The organism is Citrobacter sp. Igbk 17 (assembly GCF_028069775.1).
Taxonomy (GTDB): Bacteria; Pseudomonadota; Gammaproteobacteria; order Enterobacterales; family Enterobacteriaceae; genus Citrobacter.
Genome location: NZ_JANEWI010000040.1, coordinates 1 through 24,847 on the forward strand (window position 1 = coordinate 1; position 24,847 = coordinate 24,847).

A 24,847-nucleotide genomic window follows, 5' to 3' on the forward strand; every position below is an offset into this window, starting at 1 on the left:
GTATTAATTTATTCTTAATATCTGCCCATTGCCCTAAAAATAATTTTTTCCTTCTGGTTTTGCTGTACTCTTTTTATCTAACGATAAGACCACATAGATTCAATATCATTGGAACGGCTTAACTTATTTTAAGGAATAATATTAATGTTTAAATCCGCAGTTACTGACGTTGGTTTGCTACATTGATATTTACAGCTATCGAGGTACTTACAGTCTCTGCCTGCAGTTCAATGGGAAAATGGGGCCAATTAAACGTGAATGCGTTCCAGCAGAATTACTGGGATGTGTATAAATATGAACGCATAATAGACTACAGCAACACGTCAGGTCGCTCAATGTATCCGCTTAATTACAGCCAGACCGCAACACCGGGAAGGGATACCGACCGACAAACCTCCCTTAGCGTTTCAAGGCCAGTAGATGATTGGATGTTCAATGCCAAATACAACATCGACCAAAGCAGTCATGACCCAACCAGTCCCCAGGAATCCCGCTTAGTGCTTTATCGGGCGCAGTCGGTGGCTCCAGATATACATATCACTGATTTTTACGCGACCAGTATTGCTCCTGCTGGTAATACGCTCTATCTCAACTCATTTCGCACGACAGAAGGTGTTGGGATACAAATTCTAAAAGCCAGCCCCCTTCTGTTATCTCCTTTAAGGAGGTTACGTTGAAGGGGGAATGGTTTCGGCAACAGCTAATTTCAGGATTTATTATGAGTAGTGTTCTGAGTTTTCAAACATGTTCCACAAATATATAATGGAGTTTTAAATGAGCGATACATTTTATGGCCCTTGTAAAGACATTGTTATTGAAGGTAACCCAACCATCACCTATAAAGATATTTATGGAGGGGATACAAATGGTAGAGCGGACATTAGCGATAAACTTACATTTTTGATAGATATGTTAATCAATAATGGGGATGTGAATCGTTGGGCTACACTGGCGTGCGATATATTTAATAGTGAAGGAAAATCATATTCTGACCATGCTGGAAACGGATGGAAAAAAGATTTTGGGATTAAAGGACACTACATGGATGTACAGAAACTATTGTCCGATACCACTCCCCGGTCAACTGCAGAAGAACATGATGATGGTTACCTAAGCTCAGGTTTAAAAATAGCCAACAGCCTTAAAGAAGTTAATGATGCTGCTGCAGATTCAATTGCAGCAGCAATGCACCACAAGATGTCTGGAAAAGATTATGAAAAATACCATACTATTGACCCCTTAGTGAATAATACGACATGTGATGATACCGTCATTTATTTTCTGGCCACACATAAAGATCGCCATGGGAAAGCATATCGATATAGCTATAATTGCTTCGGTATCGCATTTTATGATTTACAATTGAGTGTTGTTGTTGATGATAAACCTTTTAACATGGCAACAGGAAATATGGATTATGATCAGGCTATAGCAAAAAACGCAGAGTCACCGATCCCCGGACTTTCTTACTCCAGTTTTGCAAAATCATCAGTAGATGAATATAAAAATATATTATTGAACAATGTAACGCACGAAACCACCATAGGTAAACAAGTATCGGAAACAAGCAGTAATACCATCACCGATACAGAAGAATATAGCTACGGTGAGACAGTGGGAGTTGATGTTTCAGTCGGCCAGAAATTCAAAATGTTCCATTACGACGTATCATTATCCTGTGATTTCACCGCCGAGCAACTGATTGCAACAGCTTATTCTGAGACCAACTCTAAAACTGACACATTCAGTGGTCAATCCACAACCAGTATAATTGTACCTCCCCACACAGCATGCTTGACACAAGCAACAATATCCGATGTTAACGTAGCTACTGAATATGATTCTCCAGTTACGTTGAAGTATAAAGTGGCTATTTTTTCTATGTGCGGAGATTGCTATGATGATAATGCAGCCACCCATAATTTAAATTCTTATGAACATAGAAATTTCGTTGCTATGTTTGGTGATGATACAACACCAGCACATACCAATCTTTATAACCGAGCAGTTCTCAATCCAAATAGCGAAGTTTATGATAAAACCCATGGTGTAACACAAGGTACAATATACAATTCCAATAAAACCCCATGGGCGGATCATTTAAATTGGGAAAACATCCATAATGAAATTTATGGTGACTTTGACGCCATGTTAAAAACAATGACACAAGAATTACCTCTGTCAACAACAGGCGCAACATTAACACAAATCATCTCGTCCAATGATGCTAAAAGTGATTTAATTCCAATCCACCCACTGCGTAAAATATATACACAGTCAAGAATTCCGAAAGCTTTATCTCCAGGACAAAATTTTAACCTTAGCAAGCTTCCTTTAATTGGCGAAAATGATTTCAGCGTTGCCTACTCTAGCTTTAATGAAAAGTATGGCATATGGAAAGCACTCAAAGATGACGATACTAACACCCATATTGATAAAAGCATTGCTGAGATCATCTATGATCATAACTCAGACACATATATTCTATGTACACATACCAATGGAGTCGTCAAAGTTAAATATTTTATTGATGAGAACACGTATAAGTCGCTGGAACAAGACGAATATACAAAAAACAGCGAACTGGCAAGCACTGTTGATTTCAATGTGGTTATATCATAGTCACGTTGTTTGATTTGGTAGTAATTGTACGCAATTTAAATATAACGACAGAAGGTGTCGGGATGCAAATTGTGGGCAACCCCCCAGGCAATTTCTACCAGGGGGGTACATAAAAGGAACTACTCTTCACCTTTCTTATTACTCAGACCATACTCGCGTAACTTATTGGCAATCGCGGTATGTGAAACCCCCAGGCGTTTAGCCAGTTTACGCGTGCTGGGATAATTCATATAAAGCTGCGTTAACACAGAACGTTCAAAGCGGCTGGTGATTTCATCCAGCGACCCTTCCATCACCTCTTCTCCGACGGCAACTGTTGCTGCATCATAATCCGGCAATAAGATATCCTGCGGGCGCAGTTCATAGCCTTCAAGCTGAGTTAACGCCCGATAGATAGCATTTTTAAGCTGACGCACATTACCCGGCCAGCCGTAGCGGGTTAGCACCGTGCTGAGATCGGCAGACAACTTCGGACGAGGTACACCCTGTTCGTCAGCAAAACGCGCCACAAACAGCTCGGTGAGCGGCATAATATCTTGCGGGCAATCGCGTAGCGGCGGCAGATTAAGCGTCAGGACATTCAGACGATAATAGAGGTCCTCACGGAAAAGACCTTTCTGCACCAGTTCCACCAGGTTCTTTTGCGTCGCGCAGATTACGCGAACATCAACATGAACTTCATGATCTTCGCCCACGCGACGGAACGTCCCGTCATTGAGGAAGCGCAGCAATTTCGTCTGCATGCGCGGCGACATTTCGCCAATCTCATCCAACAGCACTGAACCGCCATTCGCCTGCTCAAAGAACCCTTTTTTACCTTCCGGGGCGTGGCCAAACAGTTCGCTTTCTACCGCATCTTCAGGAATAGACGCGCAGTTCAGCGCCAGATAGGGTTTTGACGCACGTGGACTCGCCAGATGGCAGGCATGTGCAAAGAGATCTTTGCCGGTGCCAGTATTTCCGGTGATCAGCAGCGGTGCACTCAGCGTCGCCAGCTTGCGAGCCTGTTCAACAACGTGTTTCATTTTGGCGCTGACGGCAATAATCTGGCTGAATGCGCTCAGATCCTGGGTGGTCATGTTTTGCAATTGACGGCCCATACGGAGGGTAGAACGTAACATCACCACGGCACCGGTTAGCATCTGCTCCTGGTTTTCACCCTGCAAATGGACTGGCGTAATCTCCATCAGGAAGTTTTGCCCGTTAATCACGACATGTTCACTATGGGAATCCTGCGGATTACTTTCCAGCCAGCGCTGGAAGTTAAACCCATTGATGAGCTGTGCAGCCGTGTGGTTGCGCATCCGCTCCTGGGGGTGGGCAAAAAGCTGGCAACTTGCCGGGTTTGCCATCTCCACTTTGCTTTTCATATCCAGAGAAAGAACGGGTTCAGGCAATGCTTCAAGCAACGCGCTAAGCGCCAGATGTTCGCGTTCGGAAGGCATCCAGGGCACGGTGCGGACGTCCGTTACCCCTGCGATGCGGCGGATTTCAGCCATCAGGCTGCTGAAGTTAGTGAACTCCAGTTCCGCAAAATTAAGGTAGATTCGCCCGATGGGGTCAATCTCGATACCGCGTAAATCAATGCTTCTCAGCACCAGTAAATCGAGCAATTCGCGGGTCAGACCAAGACGGTCTTCACAAAAGACTTCCAGACGCATGGGAACCTTCACCTAAACAAGGGATCATGTGTTAGATGATAAGCCAGTATTGGGTTAGCAGGAAGGACTCTGTCAACAAATATTGACAGCACGCTGGAAAATTGGGCGCCGGGGCGTAAAGTTATACGATCGGCACCCGTATTTACTCAACTTTCACGCGGGGATTTGTTCTTTTGTAAGGTCTCTTTCACCTGACCGATCAACTGACGGCGGAAATCCCCCAGTCGCGGTTTATCATCATCAATCCACGGTAATGGACGGCACAACTCCATCGCTTTAATCCCCAGACGCGCTGTTAATAAGCCCGCGCCAATACCCTGCGCGGCACGCGTGGATAGCCGGGCCGCTAAATCCTGCGACATCCAGTCCATCCCCACTTCCCGCACCAGCTCGCTGGCCCCGGCAAAAGCGATATTTAACAGTACCAGACGAAACAGGCGCAGGCGGCTGTAATAGCCGAGTTCGATGCCATACAGCGTAGCTATACGGTTAATCAACCGCAGATTTCGCCAGGCAATAAACGCCATATCCACCAACGCTAACGGGCTGACGGCAATCATCAGCGTGGATTCCGCCGCAGAACGACTGATCTCACGTCGTGCTTGCGCATCCAGTACTGGCTGCACCAGATGGGCATACAGGCTCACAACTTCCCGATCATTTTGCGTTTCATGGGTAGAGGCATACCAGCGTTGTAGCGCAGGGTGAGACTGATCGATACCTGCCTGTTGTGCCAACTTTTCACAAAATGCGCGGCCTTTTCCGGTTCCGTGACTGTGTAACAAATCACGCGCTTCATCACGCTCGTGTGCGCGTTGACGTAAACGCCACAGCCGACGCCACTCGGTTGCCACCGACCCCACGCCTGCACCAATAATCAGCGCACCCGCAGCACAGCCCCCCAGCGCAACCCAGTCCTGAGTCTGCCAGGCGTTCATCGTCCACTGCACGCCCTGAGCAACCACACTGATGCCAAACAGTGCCAGCCCGCCCATCACCATTTTGCGCCACAGGCTGCGTTTAGGACGTAACGCGGCATCAATAACAGCTTCAGCCTGACCTTCGTCTTCCAGCGGCTCATCCACTGTCGCCGGAGAAAAAGTCTGCGCTTCGGTATCGGTGAACATTTGCTGTGCTTTAAATGCCGTGTTTGGTTCCACTTCCAGTGGACCTGAGAAATCGATACGCGGTTTTAACGGCTCGCTCATCGCAATTTATCTCCTATTAAAAACTCCAGCGCGGCATCCAGGCGAATATGCGGTAAGGGTTTATCCACATCCATGACCTGCGGGCGAAAGGCTTCAAACTGGAAACCCTGGCGATCCCAAAAAGCCTGGCCCGGTAAACGCGCAGGGACCTCTCCCGGATAGACGGTCAACGGCTCGCCGTCGCTCAGACGATTGCCGCGCAGCGCGGGGATCTTCTCGCCCTTCACATCAATCAGCCCGCTGGTGGTTGCCTGCACCGATGCCAGTCCCAGACAGTCCATACTGATGCCTTCAAACGCGGCATTTTGCCAGGCGTCCTGAATCAATTGCTGCAACAACGACACCATATTGGCATGCTGATCGACCGTGACGTGGTCGGCCTTGGTGGCAGCGAACAGCAACTTATCGATTACCGGCGAGAACAACCGCCGGAACAACGTGCGCTGACCATAATGAAAGCTTTGCATCAGTTGTGTCAGTGCCAGACGCATATCGTTAAACGCCTGTGGTCCGCTGTTAAGCGGTTGCAGGCAATCAACCAACACAATTTGGCGGTCAAAGCGCAGAAAGTGATTCTTGTAGAACCCTTTCACGACCTTTTCACAGTAGTAATTAAACCTGTCGCGCAACATGCCCGCATTGGTGTGTTTATCTGCTTGTGCCAGTTTTGACTCACCAAAAGCATCGACATCCGGCCACGGGAAAAACTGCAGCGCAGGTGCGCCAGCCATGTCCCCCGGCAGCACAAAGCGCCCAGGTTGAATAAAATGCAATCCCTGCTGTTTGCACTGATGCAGATAATCTGTCCATGCTGCGGCGATTTCCGCCAGACGGTTTTCGTCCGCAGGTGCCAGCGGGTCAAGTCCCTCGCATAGCTGCCGCCATCTGGCCGACCATTCACCTCTCTGTCCCTGTAATAATCCGGTCATTTGCCGTGACCAGCCAAGGTAATCCTGGGCCAGCATCGGTAAATCAAGCAGCCATTCCCCCGGATAATCGACGATTTCCAGGTACAACGTAGACGTATCTTTAAAGTGACGCAGCAAAGAATCGTTGGATTTGTAGCGCAACGCCAGGCGAATTTCACTAACACCACGCGTCGGCGTCGGCCAGGTTGGCGGAGAGCCATATAGCTGGGCCAGTCCCTCGTCATAGGTAAAGCGCGGAATACCAAAATCGCGCTGAGGAACCCGCTTTACGCCAAGCAGACGCTCTTCACGCACACAACTGAGCAACGGCAGACGAGCACCGGCATGAATATTGAGTAACTGGTTTACCATAGCGGTAATAAACGCCGTTTTACCGCTGCGGCTAAGTCCGGTGACAGCCAGGCGCAGATGCCGATCTACGCCGCGATTAACCAGCGAGTTGAGTTCATTTTTAAGTCGCTTCATCGCCATCCCGTTATGCTGAAGGAACCGAAGAAATTATAACAAACAGGGAGTAAACATAAGGTTTAATACTGAGTTATCAACTCCCTGAAAGAAATCAGGCGACATCATTCATGTCGCCTTTAGCTAAGAGAAAGCATGCGGATTATTTATTCTCTACTTTAGGAAGATGAATCCCGCTGATACCGCCTTCGTTAGTTACCTGTGTATAGCCCATCCCGGTCAGCACATCTTTTGCCATCCCGGATTGACGACCTGAGTTGCAATACAGCTTCACGGTGTCGGTCTTATCAGGGACTTCTGCCGCAATTCGTGCCTGCAAATCCTTTAAAGGGATGTTGATGGCACCCTGAACGTGTTCCTGCTGATATTGTTCAGGAACACGAACATCAATCCAGTGCTCCGCCGCAAACACCGGCATGCCGATGACCAGCGCCAGCGCCAATACGCTTTTTTTCAACATAGTATCGTTCCGTTAAATGATGGAAAGTCACCTAACACTATATACTTGATCTTAAGGAAATATTGCGAGCGTACTATCACTGGCCATAGCGTTGGGAAATTTTCCTGGCAACCTTGCTCAATAATGGCTCCAGTACCAACACCAGCAACATTTTTAAAGGACGGCGGGCCACGGATTTCACCGCCCACCCCGCAACGCCCGCAGGGCCGTAGCGAAGTGCAGTAAGAAGCACCAGCTTGCCTGCTATTTTAAAGCCCGGCTTAACCCTTTGCCCGGCACGTTGCCAGCGATTATTCATTTCAATCCTCACAATTGACGGAAACGACTGCGCAATGTGAAGGTATCCGATGTCACATAACGCTCCATTTCACGCAAACGCTTTTCGCTCGCGGCCAGTTCACGATCGACGGAATCCAGCAGTTCTCCGCTCGATGGCTGTTGTTCGCCGGATGCGACGTTGTCCGGCATAGGGTCCAGCACAAACGTCAACACGATGTAGGCAACTACGGTGAAAAAGGCCAGACCAAAAAAGACTGACAGTACCACCAGGATCCTTACCAGCTTCACGGGGACATCAAGATAGTGCGCAATACCGGCACAGACCCCTTTAACCATGCCCTGCTGCGGGATACGCCACAGTTTTTTGTTCAGGTTAACGCCCCCCATTAGCGGTCCCTCCAGTTTGGATGTTCGGCATCAAGGATATCTTCCAGCGCCTGAATACGTTCACGCATACGCTGTGCATCATTGTTGAGCTCTACCAGACGTTGCTGATCGCTTTGCGACAGTTCACCACGGCTGGAACGGTTGCTGTAATGCAACCACAGCCAGATCGGCAAAACGAACAGCACAAAGATAGTTAACGGAATGGCCAGAAATAGCGCGCTCATGAGTACTCCTTACAGGTGATGAGCGGCGGCGCGTTCGGGCGCCGCCAGTAGTTATTATTGCTTGTCTTGCTGCATTTTGGCTTTAAGCTGCGCCAGCTGCTCGCTGATTTCATCATCTGCTTTCAGGTCAGCAAATTGCTGATCCAGAGATTTTTGCTTACCGAAGTTATGGCTTTCAGCTTCCGCTTCCATCTGATCAATGCGGCGCTCAAAAGATTCAAAGCGGGCCATTGCTTCATCCAGTTTGCCGCTATCCAACTGACGACGGACATCGCGGGAAGAACTCGCCGCCTGATGACGCAACATCAATGCCTGCTGACGAGCCCGGGTTTCACTGAGTTTATTTTCCAGCTCACCAATCTCTTTTTTCATCCGCGCCAGCGTATCGTCAACCAGCGTCACTTCATGCTCCAGAGAAGCAATTAAATCGGTCAGTTTCTGCTTTTCAATTAATGCAGAACGCGCCAGATCTTCTTTCTCTTTACGCAGCGCCAGCTCCGCTTTTTCCTGCCACTCCGCCTGCTGCGCACTGGCCTGTTCAATCCGGCGGGACAGCTGTTTCTTTTCTGCCAGTGCACGCGCTGAGTTAGATCGAACCTCAACCAGCGTGTCTTCCATTTCCTGAATCATCAACCGCACCAGTTTCTGCGGATCTTCGGCCTTTTCCAGCAACGCATTAATATTGGCGTTCACGATGTCGGCAAAACGAGAAAAAATACCCATAATGTAATCCTCACTTACTGTTCTGATATCGGGCAATGCCCTGCTGCTTCCATAATGCACTTGTCGTGCCAACTTTTTATCTTATTGATTTTAAAGATGATATCTAATTTTACCTGACGAGAGAATTAGGGTAAATTGGTGAATAACACTAACAAATGGTGAATTTCATCATGGCAGGATATAAAGATACTCTTCTGGGAGAAGCAAACAGCTTCATTGAAGTGCTGGAACAAGTCTCCCATCTGGCCCCTCTGGAAAAACCCGTGCTGGTTATCGGTGAGCGTGGCACAGGAAAAGAGCTAATCGCCAACCGTCTGCACTACCTTTCCACGCGCTGGCAAGGACCGTTTATTTCGCTTAATTGTGCGGCGCTGAACGAAAATTTACTCGATTCCGAACTCTTCGGCCACGAAGCTGGCGCTTTTACCGGGGCACAAAAACGCCATCCGGGTCGCTTCGAGCGCGCCGACGGTGGCACACTTTTTCTTGATGAACTGGCAACCGCACCGATGCTGGTACAGGAGAAATTACTGCGCGTTATTGAGTATGGAGAACTCGAGCGCGTAGGCGGAAGCCAGCCGCTGCAGGTTAACGTACGACTTGTCTGTGCTACCAATGCCGACTTACCGAGAATGGTCAGCGAAGGTACTTTCCGCGCAGACCTGTTGGATAGACTGGCCTTTGATGTCGTGCAACTTCCACCTTTACGGGAGCGTAAAAGCGACATCATGTTGATGGCCGAACATTTTGCGATTCAAATGTGCCGCGAGATTGGATTGCCACTATTTCCCGGTTTTAGCGCACAAGCCAGAGAAACACTTCTCCACTATCGTTGGCCGGGCAATATCCGTGAATTGAAAAACGTTGTTGAACGCTCGGTATATCGACATGGTACCAGCGAATATCCACTGGACGAGGTAGTGATAGATCCGTTTAAGCGCCACGCCACAGACGTTCAGCAGCAGGAAACCCACTCTACAGTGGCAACGTTACCGCTGGATCTCCGCGCATTCCAGCAACAGCAAGAAAAGACGTTTCTGCAAACCAGCTTACAACAGGCAAAATTCAACCAGAAAAAGGCCGCCGAACTGCTTGGGCTGACGTACCATCAGCTGCGCGCGTTGCTTAAAAAACACCAGATTTAGTGATGCATTACCGACCGTTAAGCGCCTTCATGTGCAAAGCCCTCCACAACGCACATGAAAATAGTACCGTTTAACGATTCCCGCCTATCATCATTCTTGCATAATCTTTATACCGCCCTCATAATGAATGAACGTTCATTCACTGCATATTCACAAGACGACCAACACGGATACGCCTTGGCGTTCCTCCTTAGAAACTAACAGCAGGTAAATTATGGCAAAAAAAACGCTTCGACTTTCCTTCCCCCAGTGGCAGGGAGGCAACAATCCCCCCTATCATCTCGGATCACTTCTCTTGTCTTTTCTCTCGCCCGAAGCGAAAGGCCCCGTCGAGGATGTTCCCGTTGCTTTACCAGAAAGCGAGCCGCTGGTTGTCATAGATGGCATTACTGGTAAGCCACAGATTCTTAAACAGTTGAACGATGCCGCGACGCGTATTGAAAAACACGATCCCGACGCAATTGTCGTATTAGGTGGTGACTGCCTGGTTTCTTTGGTGCCCTTCGCGCATCTGCTGCATAAATACGGTGATAAGCTGGGCGTGCTTTGGATCGACTCTCACCCCGACGTGCAGACGGCTGAACAGTATCCAAATGCGCATGCCCATGTTCTTGGCGCGCTGATCGGCACGGGCGATAAAGATTTAGTAGCCCACGTCACGCACAAGGTTTCTGCGTCAAAAATTATGATTGCCGGCATTCACAATCCACTGATATACGAAAGCGACTATCTGACCCATCACAGTATTGCGACGACTGGCCCTGATGATGTCAAAAACGGTGCCAACGAGGTTATGGCGTGGATTGCCCGCGAGCACATCGAATATCTGGCGATTCATATTGATCTGGATGTTCTGGACCCGTCACTTTTCCGTTCTGTTTTGTTCGCCCAACCAGGCAGAGGTGAACATGATTTTGGCGATGTGGCCGAAGGTAAACTGACTATTGAAGAGGTGCTTAAACTGGTTAATCTTGCCACCGTACACGCGGAGGCCGTCGGGCTTACCATTGCTGAACATCTGCCGTGGGATATGGTAAACCTCAAGAATATGCTCAGTGCATTACCTCTCATGAAGTAACGCAAGATATCGATAAATCTCATCGCTGGTTCCAGGCCTTAAAGCGCGGTAAAGTTTCGCCATAGATTCAAAGATAAAGGTCGATATGCTAAAGAATACTGAAACCTACCATAAGCTTATTACCGCTGCCGCAGCCTGTTTTGCTGAGAAGGGATTCAGTGCTACCAGCGTGCGCGAAATTTCCACGCGTGCAGGTATAAGCCAGGGGGCTATGTATACTTACTTCAAAAGTAAGGATGAGCTTATACGGGCAATCGTTCTGGAAGAGCAAAATACTGCCCTGGCTGCCCATAATGAGCCCTGTGGCGGATCGTTTTTTGATCGTCTTTGCAAGCAGGTCGTTTCTTGCATAAGCGATGTCGGTTACCCTGTCACGCACCACCTTTGGGTAGAAATCATGGCCGAATCGGCACGCAACCCGGAGCTCAGGGAAGCGTTTATCGCCAGTGATAACATCATGCGGCAAAGCATTGCGGGAATAATTGCGCAAGGTATCGCCGCAGGAGAGTTTCGTCGGGATATTGACCCGGAAGCGATCACCATCATTCTGTTTGCATTTATTGACGGGCTGATTGCCCGTAAGGCTATTAACCCTGCGTTCTCATTGGCCACAGATGTACCTGCGTTCCCTGATTTAATGTCAAAGTTGCTCAAATAAAATACTTCCCTCGCCTGTTTTCTGATCTTTCCCCTGCCCACTTCGCGCCAGAAGTGGGTATTGCGGACATCAACATAATCAATACATAACGTATCAATTTATACAGTTAATGATGAGTTGCACCTGAGATCCCAACCACGCGTAAAAGCAAAAAAATCATTTCTGCGATCTCATCATTTCTATCCGCCCTTACGGCCACACATCTTGATACCATACAAATATCTCAACTGATATGCCGAACGTTTTACGCCGTTCACAGAGACAGCGTCGCTGAAAAAGAGACTGGATGCATGGATGACGATGGTGTATAAAATAATACAAACAGTATTATTTTATACTAAATGAATCATCATTACTTAAGCTGGAGATTGAACCATGCCCGCAAATATTACCCTGAACACAACGACGGATAGCTTCCCACCAGCAGGCCATTACTCACATAGTGTGACTGCCGGGGGATTCGTTTTCATTTCCGGACAGCTACCTGTCACGACTAATGGCGAAAGAAAAGCGGATGCTTCTTTTGAAGAACAGACCAGACTGGCTCTACAAAATGTTGATGCTTGTCTGGCGGGGGCCGGCGTTTCTCGCCAGCAACTGGTATCGGTACGCGTCTATGTCACGGACATTAACCAGTGGCCGACGTTTAATCGGATCTACGGCGAATGGATCGGTGATTCCCGTCCAGCCCGTGCTGTCGCTGGCGTTGCAGAGCTTCATTATGGCTTTGCCGTAGAAATTGAAGCCATTGCGTTAGCACAACAAGTGTGACTTTTAACTGCTACAGGTGAACAACAATGACTGAAATGACACTACCTGATTACCACGATGTTGCCGCGGCCGCTGAGCGCATCGCAGGTTATGCTAACAAGACACCGGTTATGACATCACGAACGGTGAATGAAGAGTTTGGCGCTGACGTTTTTTTTAAATGTGAAAACTTCCAGCGGATGGGTGCATTTAAGTTTCGCGGCGCGATGAATGCTCTGCGCCAGTTTACGCCACAGCAGCGAGCAGCCGGCGTCGTGGCTTTTTCATCCGGAAATCATGCTCAGGCAATCGCCCTGTCCGCAAAATTGCTGGGTATTCCGGCGACAATTATCATGCCGCACGACGCGCCAGCCGCTAAAGTTGCTGCCACGAAAGGATATGGCGGACATGTCGTGATGTACGACCGTTACACTGAAGATCGTGAAAAAATTGGCCGGGATCTGGCAGAAAAACAAGGACTGACGCTGATCCCACCTTACGATCACCCGCACGTTATTGCAGGCCAGGGTACCGCAACGAAAGAACTGATTGAAGAAGTTGGTGCTCTGGATGCCCTTTTTGTTTGTCTGGGCGGTGGCGGTCTTCTATCAGGTTCCGCACTGGCCGCGCGACACTTGTCCCCTGATTGTCTTATCTATGGTGTAGAGCCTAAGGCAGGCAACGACGGTCAACAGTCGTTTCGCAGTGGCAAAATTGTGCATATCGATACGCCGAAAACCATTGCTGATGGCGCGCAAACCCAACATCTTGGACAGCATACCTTTCCACTGATCCAGAAGCATGTTAACGATATTCTGACGGTTTCAGATGATGAATTAATTGCCGCAATGAAATTTATCGCGGAGCGAATGAAAATGGTCGTGGAGCCAACGGGCTGCCTTGGTTTTGCCGCCGCAAGAGCGCGAAAAGCGGACCTTAGAGGAAAGAAAATCGGCATTATCATCAGTGGTGGCAATGTTGATATCAGCCGCTACAGTGATTTCCTTGCCAGGTAATCTCATTAAGGTATCTGCGGTGCGGATACCTTATCGCTATGCGCCTGTTCCAGTCTGGAAAAGAAGCCCCAGGACGCTGTAAACTGGCCGCCATAATGGCAACAGGCATCACTGCAGGAGACTGGCATGCCAAAAACCGACGATAACTCGCTACTCAATCAAATTGATATTATCGCCAAAGGACTGAGCGACACCTTCTCTCCGTTTTGCGAGGTTGTGGTTCATGACCTCAAGAACCCTGAGCATGCGATCTTGTCCATACACAATAATCTGTCCGGTCGCAAACCGGGTCAGCCCGCAACAGAGCTTGGGCTGGCGCGGATCGCATCAGCTGATTTTCCCAACATCGTTGCCAACTACAGCAATCAGTTTGCGGATGGTCGCCCGGTAAAAAGTACCTCTATTGGCATCAAGGACGAACAAGGCAAATACGTCGCGGCGCTTTGCCTGAATGTTGATATGACGCTATTTCGCGGGATGCAGAGTGCACTGGCACGGTTTACTGAAACCGAGTGCTCACCTGTCAGCGAACACCTCGATCCTGGCAGTAATGAAGTGATTCGCCAGCGTATTGATGACTTTGCGGCTAAACGTGCAACAACGGCGCGAGCGCTGAAGACAGAAGACAGAAAGGTACTGATTCAACAATTGCGTAAAGAAGGTTTACTGAACGTACGTAAATCCATGGATACGGTGGCGCAGCATCTGGGCGTGTCCAGAGCAACCGCCTACCTGTACGCCCGTCAGGCTAACGCTATCGGCGAATAAGTTGGCCGTTTGACGCGAGGACGGTAATCAGTTTACCATGATGCAAATACTGTATAAAAAAACAGGATTAGCATTATGACTCTAGCGTTAGTAGGCGAAAAAATTGACAGGAACCGCTTTACCGGGGCGAAAATTGAAAACAGCACGTTTTTGAACTGCGACTTTTCTGGCACCGACCTTAGCGGCACTGAATTTATCGGTTGTCAGTTTTACGACCGTGAGAGCCAAAAAGGGTGTCATTTCAGCCGGGCCATCCTGAAGGATGCCATCTTTAAAAGCTGTGATTTATCAATGGCAGACTTCAGGAATGTCAGCGCATTGGGTGTTGAAATCCGTGGATGCCGCGCTCAAGGTGCGGATTTTCGCGGCGCAAGTTTTATGAATATGATAACCACGCGCACCTGGTTCTGCAGCGCATATATCACCAACACCAACCTGAGCTACGCCAATTTTTCAAAAGTCGTGTTAGAAAAGTGTGAGCTGTGGGAAAACCGCTGGATTGGCACGCAGATACTCGGCGCAACATTTAGCGGTTCCGATCTCTCTGGTGGTGAGTTTACATCGTTCGACTGGCGAGCTGCGAACTTCACGCATTGCGATCTGACCAATTCTGAACTGGGAGATTTAGATGTTCGGGGCGTCGATTTACAAGGTGTTAAGATAGATAGCTACCAGGCCTCTTTAATCATGGAACGACTTGGGATTGCCATTATCGGTTAGCCCTGGCTAAGCAAGCCCGCAATACACCAGGGAGCGGTGAATCCCCGCCCCTGTGTATCTGTTCTGTTACCCCTCAGGCATTGCTGAAGAATGGTGGGTGGAAATTTTCCACGCCTTCCCATCCCACGCGTAAGTAAACGTATAACGGGCCGAAACGGTCGATTTATCTGCGAAGGTGAAGGTATAAGTACCAGCATCAATCGCCTTATTACAGCCAAGGCGAATAGTTCGACTGTCAATTTTCCCGGTCGGTTTCTTCGCCAGGAAGTGCTCAAAATAATCCTCACGTTCAGCATCTGTTAACCGGGCTTTATTCGATACCGTGGGAAGTAATACGGCATCACTAAGGTAATTTTCGGATACCGTCTTCGCGTTACCCGTTTTCAGTGATTCATTCCACTTGTCGAATAGCGCTTCGATTTGTGCTTTGTCCACCTTCGCACACTCTGGAGCCGGAGTCGCAAAAACGGGGCCCGATAAAAGGATCAGTGAAACAGCAATACCAAGTAATTTCTTCATAGTAATCATTCCATTAATGGTTAGATGGCCGCGAGAAGGTCATTGATAACCGGATAGTCAACTCACCTGTAATAACCAATAGAAACCATTAACATACGCCGGGTGTAGAAAATAAAGACGCCAGAAAAAGATGGGTAAGTAATATGATGAAATAATTATATATTTTCGCTTTATTGTTCTGTATTTAACATAAACCACTACCTGAATGATTATAGTTCAGCATTCATATGATTTCTGTACCTCTTCCAGGTTCCCTTTAACGCTATCCCTTCCTTAAGTTTCGGTTCTTGCGCCACCACAGCACATAAATTTGGCATAGCTATACTCTCACGAGGCTCGCGCTTCGTTTATTACGGGTCAGATGAGGCATGAAAATGCTAAGATAGTTTATGAGTTATATTCAAAGTGGATCGCTGGTATGAATATTGACCAGGCCACAACGTTGAATTTGCAACTAACGGTATGGTTGCGCCCAAACTCAAACGGTAATGGCGAATGTCATTAAATATTAGTAAGATAGCTTCTTTATTCATAGTCCCTTAAAATTATGCGCCTGGTTTTATCAACTCTGATCGTGATGGCTGGACTTCTGAGTGGTCAGGCTGTTGCCGCGCCTCTGCAGACCACGCACGCTGATATTCGTGACAGCGGCTTTGTCTATTGCGTCAGCGGGCAAGTCAATACATTCAACCCACAGAAAGCGAGCAGCGGCCTGATCGTCGACACCCTGGCTGCCCAACTCTATGACCGGCTGCTTGATGTGGACCCGTACACCTACCGACTGGTGCCAGAACTGGCTGAGAGCTGGGAAGTGCTGGACAACGGCGCAACCTACCGTTTTCACTTGCGCCGCGATGTCTCGTTTCAAAAGACGGCCTGGTTTACGCCTACCCGTAAGCTAAATGCAGATGATGTGGTGTTTACCTTCGAGCGCATATTTGACCGTCACCATCCGTGGCACAACGTCAATGGCAGCAGTTTTCCCTATTTCGATAGCCTGCAATTCGCTGACAACGTGCAAAGCGTGCGCAAGCTGGATAACAACACGGTCGAATTTCGTCTGACTCAGCCAGATGCCTCCTTCCTGTGGCATCTGGCGACACACTATGCCTCCGTAATGTCGGCTGAATATGCCACACAACTGGCCAAACAGGATCGCCAGGAATTACTCGACAGGCAGCCCGTCGGCACCGGACCGTTCCTGCTTTCAGAAAACCGTGCGGGACAATATATTCGGCTACAACGCCACGAAAAATTCTGGCGCGGCACGCCCCTGATGCCACAGGTCGTTGTGGATCTTGGTTCAGGCGGAACCGGACGGTTATCAAAGCTCCTGACCGGTGAGTGCGACGTTCTGGCCTGGCCCGCGGCCAGTCAGCTCACCATATTACGTGATGACCCACGTCTGCGCCTGACACTGCGCCCTGGAATGAACATTGCCTATCTGGCATTCAACACCAATAAACCGCCGCTGGATAACCCCGCAGTGCGGCATGCGCTGGCGCTGGCCATTAACAACCAACGTCTGATGCAGTCTATCTACTACGGTACGGCAGAAACTGCAGCATCTATTTTGCCCCGCGCCTCGTGGGCTTATGACAACGAAGCTAAGATTACTGAATACAACCCGGCTAAATCCCGTGAGCAGTTAAAAGCACTGGGACTGGAGAACCTGACGTTGCAACTGTGGGTCCCGACCAGCTCTCAGGCCTGGAACCCGAGTCCGCTGAAAACAGCGGAACTGATCCAGGCAGATATGGCGCAGGTGGGTGTGAAAGTGAAGATCATCCCGGTTGAAGGTCGTTTTCAGGAGGCGCGATTAATGGATATGAACCATGATCTGACGTTGTCCGGTTGGGCGACAGACAGTAACGATCCTGACAGCTTTTTCCGACCGCTGCTCAGTTGTGCCGCCATCAACTCACAGACCAACTTCGCGCACTGGTGTAATCCGCAGTTCGACAGCATACTGCGCAAGGCATTGTCTTCGCAGCAGCTCTCCTCACGTATTGACGCCTATGACGAAGCACAAAATATCCTGGCGCAAGAGTTGCCGATCCTGCCGTTGGCCTCATCATTGCGCCTACAGGCTTACCGTTATGACATCAAAGGTCTGGTGCTAAGTCCGTTCGGGAATGCCTCCTTTGCCGGGGTTTCCAGGGAAAAGACTGATGAGGTGAAAAAACCATGATTATCTTCACCCTGCGCCGCTTCTTATTGCTGCTGGTCACCCTGTTCTTCCTGACATTCATTGGGTTCAGCCTGAGCTACTTCACCCCCCATGCGCCATTACAAGGCGCATCGCTGTGGAACGCCTGGATATTCTGGTTCAACGGACTGATCCACTGGGATTTTGGCGTTTCAAGTATTAACGGTCAGTTAATCTCAGAACAGCTGAAAGAGGTTTTCCCAGCCACGATGGAGCTGTGTATTCTTGCCTTTGGGTTTGCGCTGATGGTCGGGATCCCCGTTGGTATGCTGGCCGGCATCACACGTAATAAATGGCAGGATCGCTGCATCAGCGCATTGGCTCTGATGGGGTTTTCCATTCCCGTTTTTTGGCTGGCGCTACTGCTGACGCTCCTCTTCTCACTGACTCTCGGCTGGTTACCCGTTTCGGGACGTTTCGATTTGCTTTACGAAGTAAAACCGGTGACCGGTTTCGCCATTATTGATGCGTGGATCTCTGACTCCCCCTGGCGCGACGAAATGTTGGTCAGCGCAATCCGTCATATGGTGCTTCCGGTATTGACGCTTTCCGTCGCGCCCACGACGGAGGTCATCCGCCTGATGCGTATCAGCACCATTGAGGTCTTCGATCAGAACTATGTTAAAGCGGCAGCCACGCGCGGTTTGTCACGCTTCACCATTCTGCGTCGCCACGTATTGCACAACGCCCTTCCGCCGGTCATTCCTCGTCTTGGATTACAGTTTTCCACCATGCTGACGCTGGCGATGATCACCGAGATGGTCTTTAGCTGGCCAGGGCTGGGGCGTTGGTTGATTAACGCGATTCGCCAGCAAGACTACGCCGCTATTTCGGCGGGAGTGATGGTGATTGGCTCCCTGGTTATTATCGTTAACGTCATCTCTGATATTTTGGGTGCTATGGCTAACCCTCTGAAACATAAGGAATGGTATGCCCTACGATAGCGTATATAGCGAGAAGCGCCCGCCCGGAACGCTACGCACCGCATGGCGTAATTTTTATGGCGATGCTTCTGCGATGGTGGGTCTGTACGGTTGTGCGGGACTGGTCATTCTGTGCGTGTTTGGTGGCTGGTTTGCCCCTTACGGCATCGATCAGCAATTTCTCGGCTACCAACTGTTGCCACCGTCCTGGTCACGCTATGGCGAAGTGTCATTCTTCCTCGGAACCGACGATCTCGGCCGCGACGTATTAAGCCGTCTGCTCAGCGGCGCGGCCCCTACTGTAGGTGGTGCGTTTGTCGTTACCCTCGCCGCCACACTCTGCGGTCTGTTGCTGGGCGTGGTTGCCGGAGCAACGCACGGACTACGCTCAGCGGTGCTGAATCATATTCTGGATACCCTACTGTCAATTCCATCGCTACTGCTGGCCATTATTGTGGTGGCTTTCGCCGGGCCACATCTGACGCATGCGATGTTCGCCGTCTGGCTGGCTTTACTGCCACGTATGGTGCGCTCCGTCTACAGCATGGTGCATGACGAACTGGAAAAAGAGTATGTCATTGCCGCTCGTCTGGATGGCGCAAGCACACTCAATATCCTGTGGTTTGCGATTCTGCCGAATATTACTGCCGGCCTTATCACTGAAATCACCCGAGCACTGTCAATGGCGATTCTGGATATCGCCGCCCTGGGCTTCCTAGATCTCGGCGCACAACTCCCATCCCCAGAATGGGGAGCCATGCTCGGCGATGCGCTGGAGTTGATCTATGTTGCACCATGGACAGTCATGCTGCCCGGAGCGGCAATTATGATAAGTGTGCTGCTGGTTAACCTGCTAGGTGACGGCGTGCGCCGCGCGATTATTGCGGGGGTGGAATAATGCCATTACTGGATATCCGCAACCTGACTATCGAGTTCAGGACCGGTGAAGACTGGGTGAAAGCGGTTGACCGCGTCAGCATGACGCTAAACGAAGGTGAGATCCGTGGACTGGTCGGTGAATCGGGTTCAGGTAAAAGTTTGATCGCTAAGGCCATCTGCGGCGTCGCCAAAGATAACTGGCGCGTGACCGCGGACCGCATGCGTTTTGATGATATCGACCTGCTGCGTCTTTCCGCCCGCGAGCGACGTAAGCTCGTCGGCCATAATGTGTCCATGATCTTTCAGGAGCCACAGTCTTGTCTGGATCCGTCCGAACGTATTGGACGCCAACTGATGCAAAACATTCCCGCCTGGACATACAAGGGGCGCTGGTGGCAACGTATTGGCTGGCGCAAACGTCGCGCGATTGAACTGCTGCACCGCGTCGGGATAAAAGATCATAAAGATGCAATGCGCAGTTTCCCTTATGAGCTGACCGACGGCGAGTGCCAGAAGGTAATGATCGCCATCGCACTGGCAAACCAACCTCGTCTGCTGATTGCAGATGAACCCACCAATGCGATGGAACCCACAACACAGGCGCAAATTTTTCGTCTGTTGACCCGACTGAATCAAAACAGCAATACCACCATTTTGTTGATCAGCCATGACCTGCAAATGCTCAGCCAATGGGCAGACAAAATCAACGTAATGTACTGCGGACAAACGGTGGAAACTGCGCCCAGTAAAGATTTGGTGACGATACCCCATCACCCTTATACGCAAGCGTTGATTCGCGCTATTCCTGATTTTGGTAGCGCAATGCCGCATAAAAGCCGCCTGAATACCATGCCAGGAGCAATTCCGTTGTTAGAACAGTTGCCTATCGGCTGTCGTCTGGGGCCACGTTGCCCTTATGCGCAGCGCGAATGCATTGAAACCCCAAGACTGACCGGAGCAAAGAATCATCTCTACGCCTGTCATTTCCCCCTGAACATGGAGAGAGAGTGAGATGGTAGAAACCCTGCTCGAAGTTCGCAATCTGAGCAAAACCTTTCGCTACCGGACGGGATTATTTCGCCGCCAGACCGTCGAAGCTGTTAAACCGCTGAGCTTTACGCTGCGTGAACGTCAAACGCTCGCCATTATTGGCGAGAACGGCTCAGGCAAGTCCACGCTGGCAAAAATGCTGGCTGGGATGGTTGAACCGAGCAGCGGCGAGCTGCTGATTGACGATCATCCGCTAAAATATGGCGATTATTCATTTCGTAGTCAGCGTATTCGCATGATTTTCCAGGATCCATCCACGTCGCTTAATCCGCGCCAACGAATTTCGCAAATCCTCGATTTTCCGTTACGCCTGAATACCGTTCTGGAGCCTGAACAGCGCCGCAAACAGATTGTGGAAACCATGCGTATGGTGGGTCTGCTACCCGATCATGTTAGCTACTATCCGCATATGCTCGCGCCAGGGCAAAAACAACGCCTGGGACTTGCCCGTGCGCTGATTTTGCGCCCAAAAGTGATTATCGCCGACGAAGCACTAGCCTCTCTGGATATGTCGATGCGATCGCAGCTCATCAACCTGATGCTGGAGTTACAGGAAAAACAGGGGATTTCCTATATCTATGTGACCCAACACATTGGGATGATGAAACACATCAGCGACCAGGTGTTAGTCATGCATCAGGGCGAAGTTGTCGAGCGCGGCAGTACGGCGGATGTGCTGGCCTCTCCGCTACATGAACTGACTCGTCGTCTTATTGCAGGACATTTTGGCGAGGCGCTTACCGCTGATGCCTGGCGGAAAGACCGTTAATGAAATAATAGCCCACCAGGACGGGAGGGCTATCCGTTCAGTCATCAGTGACAAAACCGGGGCAAGAGTAGCGCGTCAACCTCAGAGAAGGTGACTGACGGGAAAATCTCTCCCTGCATCGCCCAAACGCCGGCGGTGCAGACCGCCTCGATAAGATGGGTCGTATCTACCCCCTCAACCACAACGCGGTCGCAATACCCCCTGATATTTTTAATTAACACCGGGAATATTGTTTTTTCTACCTGTGACAGGAAGAAGTCGCGATCCATTTTCACAACGTCAAAACGGCCGCACACCAGCGGACTCGCGCCGATACTGCCAGAGCCGAGATCGCCCAGCCACAAGGCATTTGGGCCATCACTCAGCGAATTAATGAGCAGATTGTTCAGGCAAACTGTATTCGACAGAAAGCGTTCTGAGAGTTCCAGCGCAATAAAAGGCATGGAATGTAAGGCCGACTTAATGACAGGATCACCGATTGCTAATAGCGCCATTTCATCAACAAGGCTTAGCGTACAGAGCAGATTATTGTTCTCGAACCAATCACGCTTTTCTGCAATTAACCGAATTTGCTCAAGCATGAAATTACGTTTTTGTTCGCTACTCCATGCCGAAATAATGGAATCTGCATGTAACGGATGAACCGTCTCAGAAGCGAAGCGGGCGAGCATCTCAACACCCAGCAACTTATCTGTTGTGTCTCTCATCGGTTCCGCGATGAAATGATAGTGCATAAGACCACTCCAATTGATCATAACGTCCTGATAATGCACTTCTAATCAGAATCAATCAATAATATCGATCAATGAATCGATATTGATCGATAAAAACAATATATCATAACTAAATGAATATGGTCATATTTTTTGTTTTAAGAATGTTCTTACATTGATATACGTTAAAACATCGACTAGAGGTCAGATCATACCATTTTAACCCTCTGACGCCTTGTATTTTCACCTTATCCCCCTGCTCTTCTCTGGTTGGATGAGGCAGAACCAGGGGGGAGTGATATACTCCTCACGTGCAATGAATAGTGACAGGCCACCGGGTGCTGACAACAATTCCCTGCCCACTGAAATGCCGTTTACTGCTGCTCCCCGACGGGTGAATAGCAGAGAAAGATCGTGACACAAGGGGCAAAGAGTGGGATATAATTTCACACCAATTTCGAGTGACCTTGAAATTGCAATCATAACTCATTGATTGCTAAAAAAATAAGTAATGACTATAAGGATTAAAGCTATGGGTTTTCTTTCCGGTAAGCGCATTCTGGTGACCGGTCTTGCCAGTAAATTGTCCATCGCCTATGGTATCGCTCAGGCGATGCACCGCGAAGGCGCTGAACTGGCGTTCACCTACCAGAACGACAAACTGAAAGGCCGCGTGGAAGAATTTGCCGCTCAGCTGGGTTCCAACATCGTACTGCAGTGTGATGTGGCTGAAGACGCCAGCATCGACACCATGTTCGCTGAACTGGGCAAAGTCTGGCCGAAATTCGACGGTTTCGTACACTCCATCGGTTTCGCACCTGCTGACCAGTTGGATGGCGACTACGTGAATGCGGTCACCCGCGAAGGCTTTAAAATTGCTCATGACATCAGCGCGTACAGCTTTGTTGCAATGGCAAAAGCATGCCGTTCCATGCTGAACCCTGGTTCTGCACTGCTGACGCTGTCCTACCTTGGTGCAGAGCGCGCAATCCCGAACTACAACGTAATGGGTCTGGCGAAAGCCTCTCTGGAAGCCAACGTTCGTTATATGGCTAACGCGATGGGTCCTGAAGGCGTGCGTGTGAACGCAATCTCCGCTGGTCCAATCCGTACTCTGGCTGCTTCCGGTATCAAAGATTTCCGTAAAATGCTGGCACATTGCGAAGCGGTTACGCCGATTCGTCGTACCGTTACCATTGAAGATGTGGGCAACTCTGCGGCATTCCTGTGCTCAGACCTGTCCGCCGGTATCTCCGGTGAAGTCGTTCATGTTGACGGCGGCTTCAGCATCGCCGCAATGAACGAACTGGAACTGAAATAATCTTTCAGACTTCCTCTATGGGCGACGCTCCGTCGCCCATTATTTTCCTCTCCCTTCCCCCTCGCTCGTCGCTATATATGCTTTTCTGATATTTATTATCACTTAACAATCTTTCATCACCTCATTCGCTTACGTCAGGATATCGCAGCGCAAACGATCCGGCGTACAGCTATGACGACGTATCCGGGTCGCCACTTTTTAGACCAAGGAACGCCCATGGAACAACGCCGAATTGAAGGCAAAAGCCACTGGTATCATGAGACACAATCCAGTACATATCCGCAAGATGTTCTGCCGTTAGTGCCAGAAGCCGCACACGTCGAGGACCGATTTTTGCTGGATCTGACGATACCTGCCGTTGCGCTTTTACCCTTTCAGTCCTGGTTAGAACCTGCCCGTAAACTTGCTCACCTTCTCTTCCCTGTACATGTTGCTCTGGACTCAATGCACACGTTCAGCGCCTACGAGCGTATGAGTACCGCCTTAACCGTCGCTCAGGTTTGTGGCGTACAGCGTTTATGTAATCATTATGCTGCACGTCTGGCCCCCCTTCCTGGCCCTAATTCATCCAGGGAAAGTAACCATCGACTGGCACAAATCACCCAATACGCTCGCCAGCTCGCCAGCTCTCCGGCCGTCATCGGCTCACGGGATCGCCAGCATCTGGTGGCGGTTGGACTCACGACCAGCGACAGTGTTCTGATGAATCAAATCGTTGGCTTTGTCGGCTTTCAGGCCCGCGTCGTTGCGTTGTTTCAGGCCTGGTTTGGCCATCCTGTGCGCCGCATTCCTGGCCTCGATATTCAGCAATTTGCCGAGGCATCCCCCTTTAGTGCAGAAGAAGCCCAGTGGCACACCGCCGACCTGCCGATTGAAAAACATTTTCCCAGCGCAGAAACACATGTCAGCCATACTCCCACTGTATTGCAAACGCTGGGGCCATTACTGCAACACTCACCTGACGAACTGGCGTTATTTAAAGCGCTTTTTACCAGCACATTACACAGCGATGTGCACTCACGGACATTTTCTCTGGCAACGCTGCTCACATCGCGGATTAACGGTAGCGTATCCTGCTTCAATGAGTACGCCCTCTCAGCCACTGAGCTCACTGAGATTATCACCGTACTTCGCCAGGATGAGCGTCAAATACAGCGCTGGGAGCAACGACATCCGGTTGAGCGCGTCACCCTGCAGGCGGTACAATGGTTAACCCGGGCGCCCGATCGCTTTAGCGCCGCACTGCTTACCCCATTGCTCGATCAGGGTATATCCTCAGAACAGGCAATTAACGTGCTGGCCTGGAGCGGATTGTGCGGATGGCTAAATCGTTTGAAGATCGCGTTGGGCGAGACGTATTAACCGATCCAC

Annotated in this window: 26 protein-coding genes; 16 read left to right on the forward strand and 10 right to left on the reverse strand. The window is 49.7% G+C overall.

From position 1 onward, the window contains the following. Window positions 1-182: 182 nt before the first annotated feature. Both NNO08_RS19295 and NNO08_RS19300 read left to right on the forward strand, forming a co-directional pair. Window positions 183-677 carry a fimbria/pilus outer membrane usher protein gene (locus NNO08_RS19295; RefSeq protein WP_271457356.1) on the forward strand — a complete coding sequence of 165 codons (495 nt, stop codon included), beginning with the start codon at window positions 183-185 and terminating at the stop codon, window positions 675-677. Window positions 678-774: 97 nt separating this feature from the next. Beyond that, the gene (locus NNO08_RS19300) at window positions 775-2,622 is read left to right on the forward strand and encodes an aerolysin family beta-barrel pore-forming toxin (protein WP_271457357.1); all 1,848 of its coding nucleotides are present in this window, start codon (window positions 775-777) and stop codon (window positions 2,620-2,622) included. Between the two features lie 119 nt (window positions 2,623-2,741). Here NNO08_RS19300 and tyrR read toward each other — a convergent pair whose 3' ends face one another. The 8 genes from tyrR to pspA all read right to left on the reverse strand — a co-directional run bounded on the left by tyrR (window position 2,742) and on the right by pspA (window position 8,958). Continuing rightward, complete coding sequence (gene tyrR, locus NNO08_RS19305; protein ID WP_271457358.1) at window positions 2,742-4,283, reverse strand: transcriptional regulator TyrR; 1,542 nt, start codon at window positions 4,281-4,283, stop codon at window positions 2,742-2,744. Between the two features lie 146 nt (window positions 4,284-4,429). Next, window positions 4,430-5,491 (reverse strand): YcjF family protein, encoded by a 1,062-nt coding sequence (locus tag NNO08_RS19310; protein WP_271457359.1) that lies wholly within the window; start codon window positions 5,489-5,491, stop codon window positions 4,430-4,432. After that, complete coding sequence (locus NNO08_RS19315; RefSeq protein ID WP_048212579.1) at window positions 5,488-6,885, reverse strand: YcjX family protein; 1,398 nt, start codon at window positions 6,883-6,885, stop codon at window positions 5,488-5,490. The genes NNO08_RS19310 and NNO08_RS19315 overlap by 4 nt, the downstream gene beginning before the upstream one ends. A 142-nt stretch (window positions 6,886-7,027) precedes the next feature. After that, window positions 7,028-7,345 carry a thiosulfate sulfurtransferase PspE gene (gene pspE / locus NNO08_RS19320; RefSeq protein ID WP_271457360.1) on the reverse strand — a complete coding sequence of 106 codons (318 nt, stop codon included), beginning with the start codon at window positions 7,343-7,345 and terminating at the stop codon, window positions 7,028-7,030. A 76-nt stretch (window positions 7,346-7,421) separates the two neighbouring features. Continuing rightward, window positions 7,422-7,643 carry a phage shock protein PspD gene (gene pspD, locus NNO08_RS19325; protein ID WP_040230893.1) on the reverse strand — a complete coding sequence of 74 codons (222 nt, stop codon included), beginning with the start codon at window positions 7,641-7,643 and terminating at the stop codon, window positions 7,422-7,424. An 8-nt stretch (window positions 7,644-7,651) separates the two neighbouring features. Next, window positions 7,652-8,011 carry an envelope stress response membrane protein PspC gene (pspC, locus tag NNO08_RS19330; protein WP_137381742.1) on the reverse strand — a complete coding sequence of 120 codons (360 nt, stop codon included), beginning with the start codon at window positions 8,009-8,011 and terminating at the stop codon, window positions 7,652-7,654. Then, window positions 8,011-8,235, reverse strand: a complete 225-nt coding sequence (gene pspB, locus NNO08_RS19335) for an envelope stress response membrane protein PspB (RefSeq protein ID WP_048211519.1) — start codon at window positions 8,233-8,235, stop codon at window positions 8,011-8,013. Before pspB ends, pspC begins: the two co-directional genes overlap by 1 nt. A gap of 54 nt (window positions 8,236-8,289) precedes the next feature. Beyond that, window positions 8,290-8,958, reverse strand: a complete 669-nt coding sequence (gene pspA / locus NNO08_RS19340; protein WP_003020532.1) for a phage shock protein PspA — start codon at window positions 8,956-8,958, stop codon at window positions 8,290-8,292. A 155-nt stretch (window positions 8,959-9,113) separates the two neighbouring features. Between pspA and pspF the strand changes: the two genes are divergently transcribed. The 7 genes from pspF to NNO08_RS19375 all read left to right on the forward strand — a co-directional run bounded on the left by pspF (window position 9,114) and on the right by NNO08_RS19375 (window position 15,093). Beyond that, window positions 9,114-10,103, forward strand: coding sequence for a phage shock protein operon transcriptional activator (gene pspF / locus NNO08_RS19345; protein ID WP_271450184.1), 990 nt, complete (start codon window positions 9,114-9,116; stop codon window positions 10,101-10,103). Between the two features lie 214 nt (window positions 10,104-10,317). Continuing rightward, window positions 10,318-11,181, forward strand: a complete 864-nt coding sequence (locus tag NNO08_RS19350; protein ID WP_271457361.1) for an arginase family protein — start codon at window positions 10,318-10,320, stop codon at window positions 11,179-11,181. An 85-nt stretch (window positions 11,182-11,266) separates the two neighbouring features. Further along, window positions 11,267-11,839: a TetR/AcrR family transcriptional regulator gene (locus NNO08_RS19355; protein ID WP_271450182.1), complete on the forward strand. Its 573-nt coding sequence runs from the start codon at window positions 11,267-11,269 to the stop codon at window positions 11,837-11,839. Window positions 11,840-12,214: 375 nt separating this feature from the next. Further along, complete coding sequence (locus tag NNO08_RS19360) at window positions 12,215-12,610, forward strand: RidA family protein (protein WP_271457362.1); 396 nt, start codon at window positions 12,215-12,217, stop codon at window positions 12,608-12,610. A gap of 26 nt (window positions 12,611-12,636) precedes the next feature. Next, entirely contained in the window at window positions 12,637-13,605 is a 969-nt protein-coding gene (locus tag NNO08_RS19365) for a threo-3-hydroxy-L-aspartate ammonia-lyase (RefSeq protein WP_271457363.1), read from the forward strand. Window positions 13,606-13,731: 126 nt separating this feature from the next. Next, window positions 13,732-14,373, forward strand: a complete 642-nt coding sequence (locus NNO08_RS19370) for a helix-turn-helix transcriptional regulator (protein WP_137381736.1) — start codon at window positions 13,732-13,734, stop codon at window positions 14,371-14,373. 75 nt (window positions 14,374-14,448) lie between these two features. Next, window positions 14,449-15,093 (forward strand): QnrB family quinolone resistance pentapeptide repeat protein, encoded by a 645-nt coding sequence (locus tag NNO08_RS19375; protein ID WP_271457364.1) that lies wholly within the window; start codon window positions 14,449-14,451, stop codon window positions 15,091-15,093. A 66-nt stretch (window positions 15,094-15,159) separates the two neighbouring features. On the opposite strand, the gene NNO08_RS19380 is transcribed toward NNO08_RS19375, so the two are convergent. Then, window positions 15,160-15,612 (reverse strand): SgcJ/EcaC family oxidoreductase, encoded by a 453-nt coding sequence (locus tag NNO08_RS19380; RefSeq protein WP_271457365.1) that lies wholly within the window; start codon window positions 15,610-15,612, stop codon window positions 15,160-15,162. Window positions 15,613-16,159: 547 nt separating this feature from the next. Between NNO08_RS19380 and sapA the strand changes: the two genes are divergently transcribed. The 5 genes from sapA to sapF are packed head-to-tail and all read left to right on the forward strand — an operon-like array spanning window position 16,160 to window position 21,442. Continuing rightward, the gene (sapA, locus tag NNO08_RS19390) at window positions 16,160-17,803 is read left to right on the forward strand and encodes an ABC transporter substrate-binding protein SapA (RefSeq protein WP_202038530.1); all 1,644 of its coding nucleotides are present in this window, start codon (window positions 16,160-16,162) and stop codon (window positions 17,801-17,803) included. Further along, window positions 17,800-18,765, forward strand: coding sequence for a peptide ABC transporter permease SapB (sapB, locus tag NNO08_RS19395; protein ID WP_202038529.1), 966 nt, complete (start codon window positions 17,800-17,802; stop codon window positions 18,763-18,765). The genes sapA and sapB overlap by 4 nt, the downstream gene beginning before the upstream one ends. Continuing rightward, window positions 18,752-19,642 (forward strand): peptide ABC transporter permease SapC, encoded by an 891-nt coding sequence (sapC, locus tag NNO08_RS19400; protein ID WP_005126480.1) that lies wholly within the window; start codon window positions 18,752-18,754, stop codon window positions 19,640-19,642. The genes sapB and sapC overlap by 14 nt, the downstream gene beginning before the upstream one ends. Next, the gene (sapD, locus tag NNO08_RS19405; RefSeq protein ID WP_103770737.1) at window positions 19,642-20,634 is read left to right on the forward strand and encodes a peptide ABC transporter ATP-binding protein SapD; all 993 of its coding nucleotides are present in this window, start codon (window positions 19,642-19,644) and stop codon (window positions 20,632-20,634) included. The genes sapC and sapD overlap by 1 nt, the downstream gene beginning before the upstream one ends. Window position 20,635: 1 nt before the next feature. Beyond that, window positions 20,636-21,442 carry a peptide ABC transporter ATP-binding protein SapF gene (sapF, locus tag NNO08_RS19410; protein ID WP_271457366.1) on the forward strand — a complete coding sequence of 269 codons (807 nt, stop codon included), beginning with the start codon at window positions 20,636-20,638 and terminating at the stop codon, window positions 21,440-21,442. 44 nt (window positions 21,443-21,486) lie between these two features. Here the strand turns inward: sapF and NNO08_RS19415 are convergent, their stop codons facing one another. Next, window positions 21,487-22,176 carry an EAL domain-containing protein gene (locus NNO08_RS19415; protein WP_271450195.1) on the reverse strand — a complete coding sequence of 230 codons (690 nt, stop codon included), beginning with the start codon at window positions 22,174-22,176 and terminating at the stop codon, window positions 21,487-21,489. A gap of 511 nt (window positions 22,177-22,687) precedes the next feature. Between NNO08_RS19415 and fabI the strand changes: the two genes are divergently transcribed. After that, window positions 22,688-23,476 (forward strand): enoyl-ACP reductase FabI, encoded by a 789-nt coding sequence (gene fabI / locus NNO08_RS19420; RefSeq protein ID WP_005126472.1) that lies wholly within the window; start codon window positions 22,688-22,690, stop codon window positions 23,474-23,476. 216 nt (window positions 23,477-23,692) lie between these two features. Further along, window positions 23,693-24,838: a carboxymuconolactone decarboxylase family protein gene (locus NNO08_RS19425; RefSeq protein WP_271457367.1), complete on the forward strand. Its 1,146-nt coding sequence runs from the start codon at window positions 23,693-23,695 to the stop codon at window positions 24,836-24,838. Window positions 24,839-24,847: the final 9 nt, after the last annotated feature.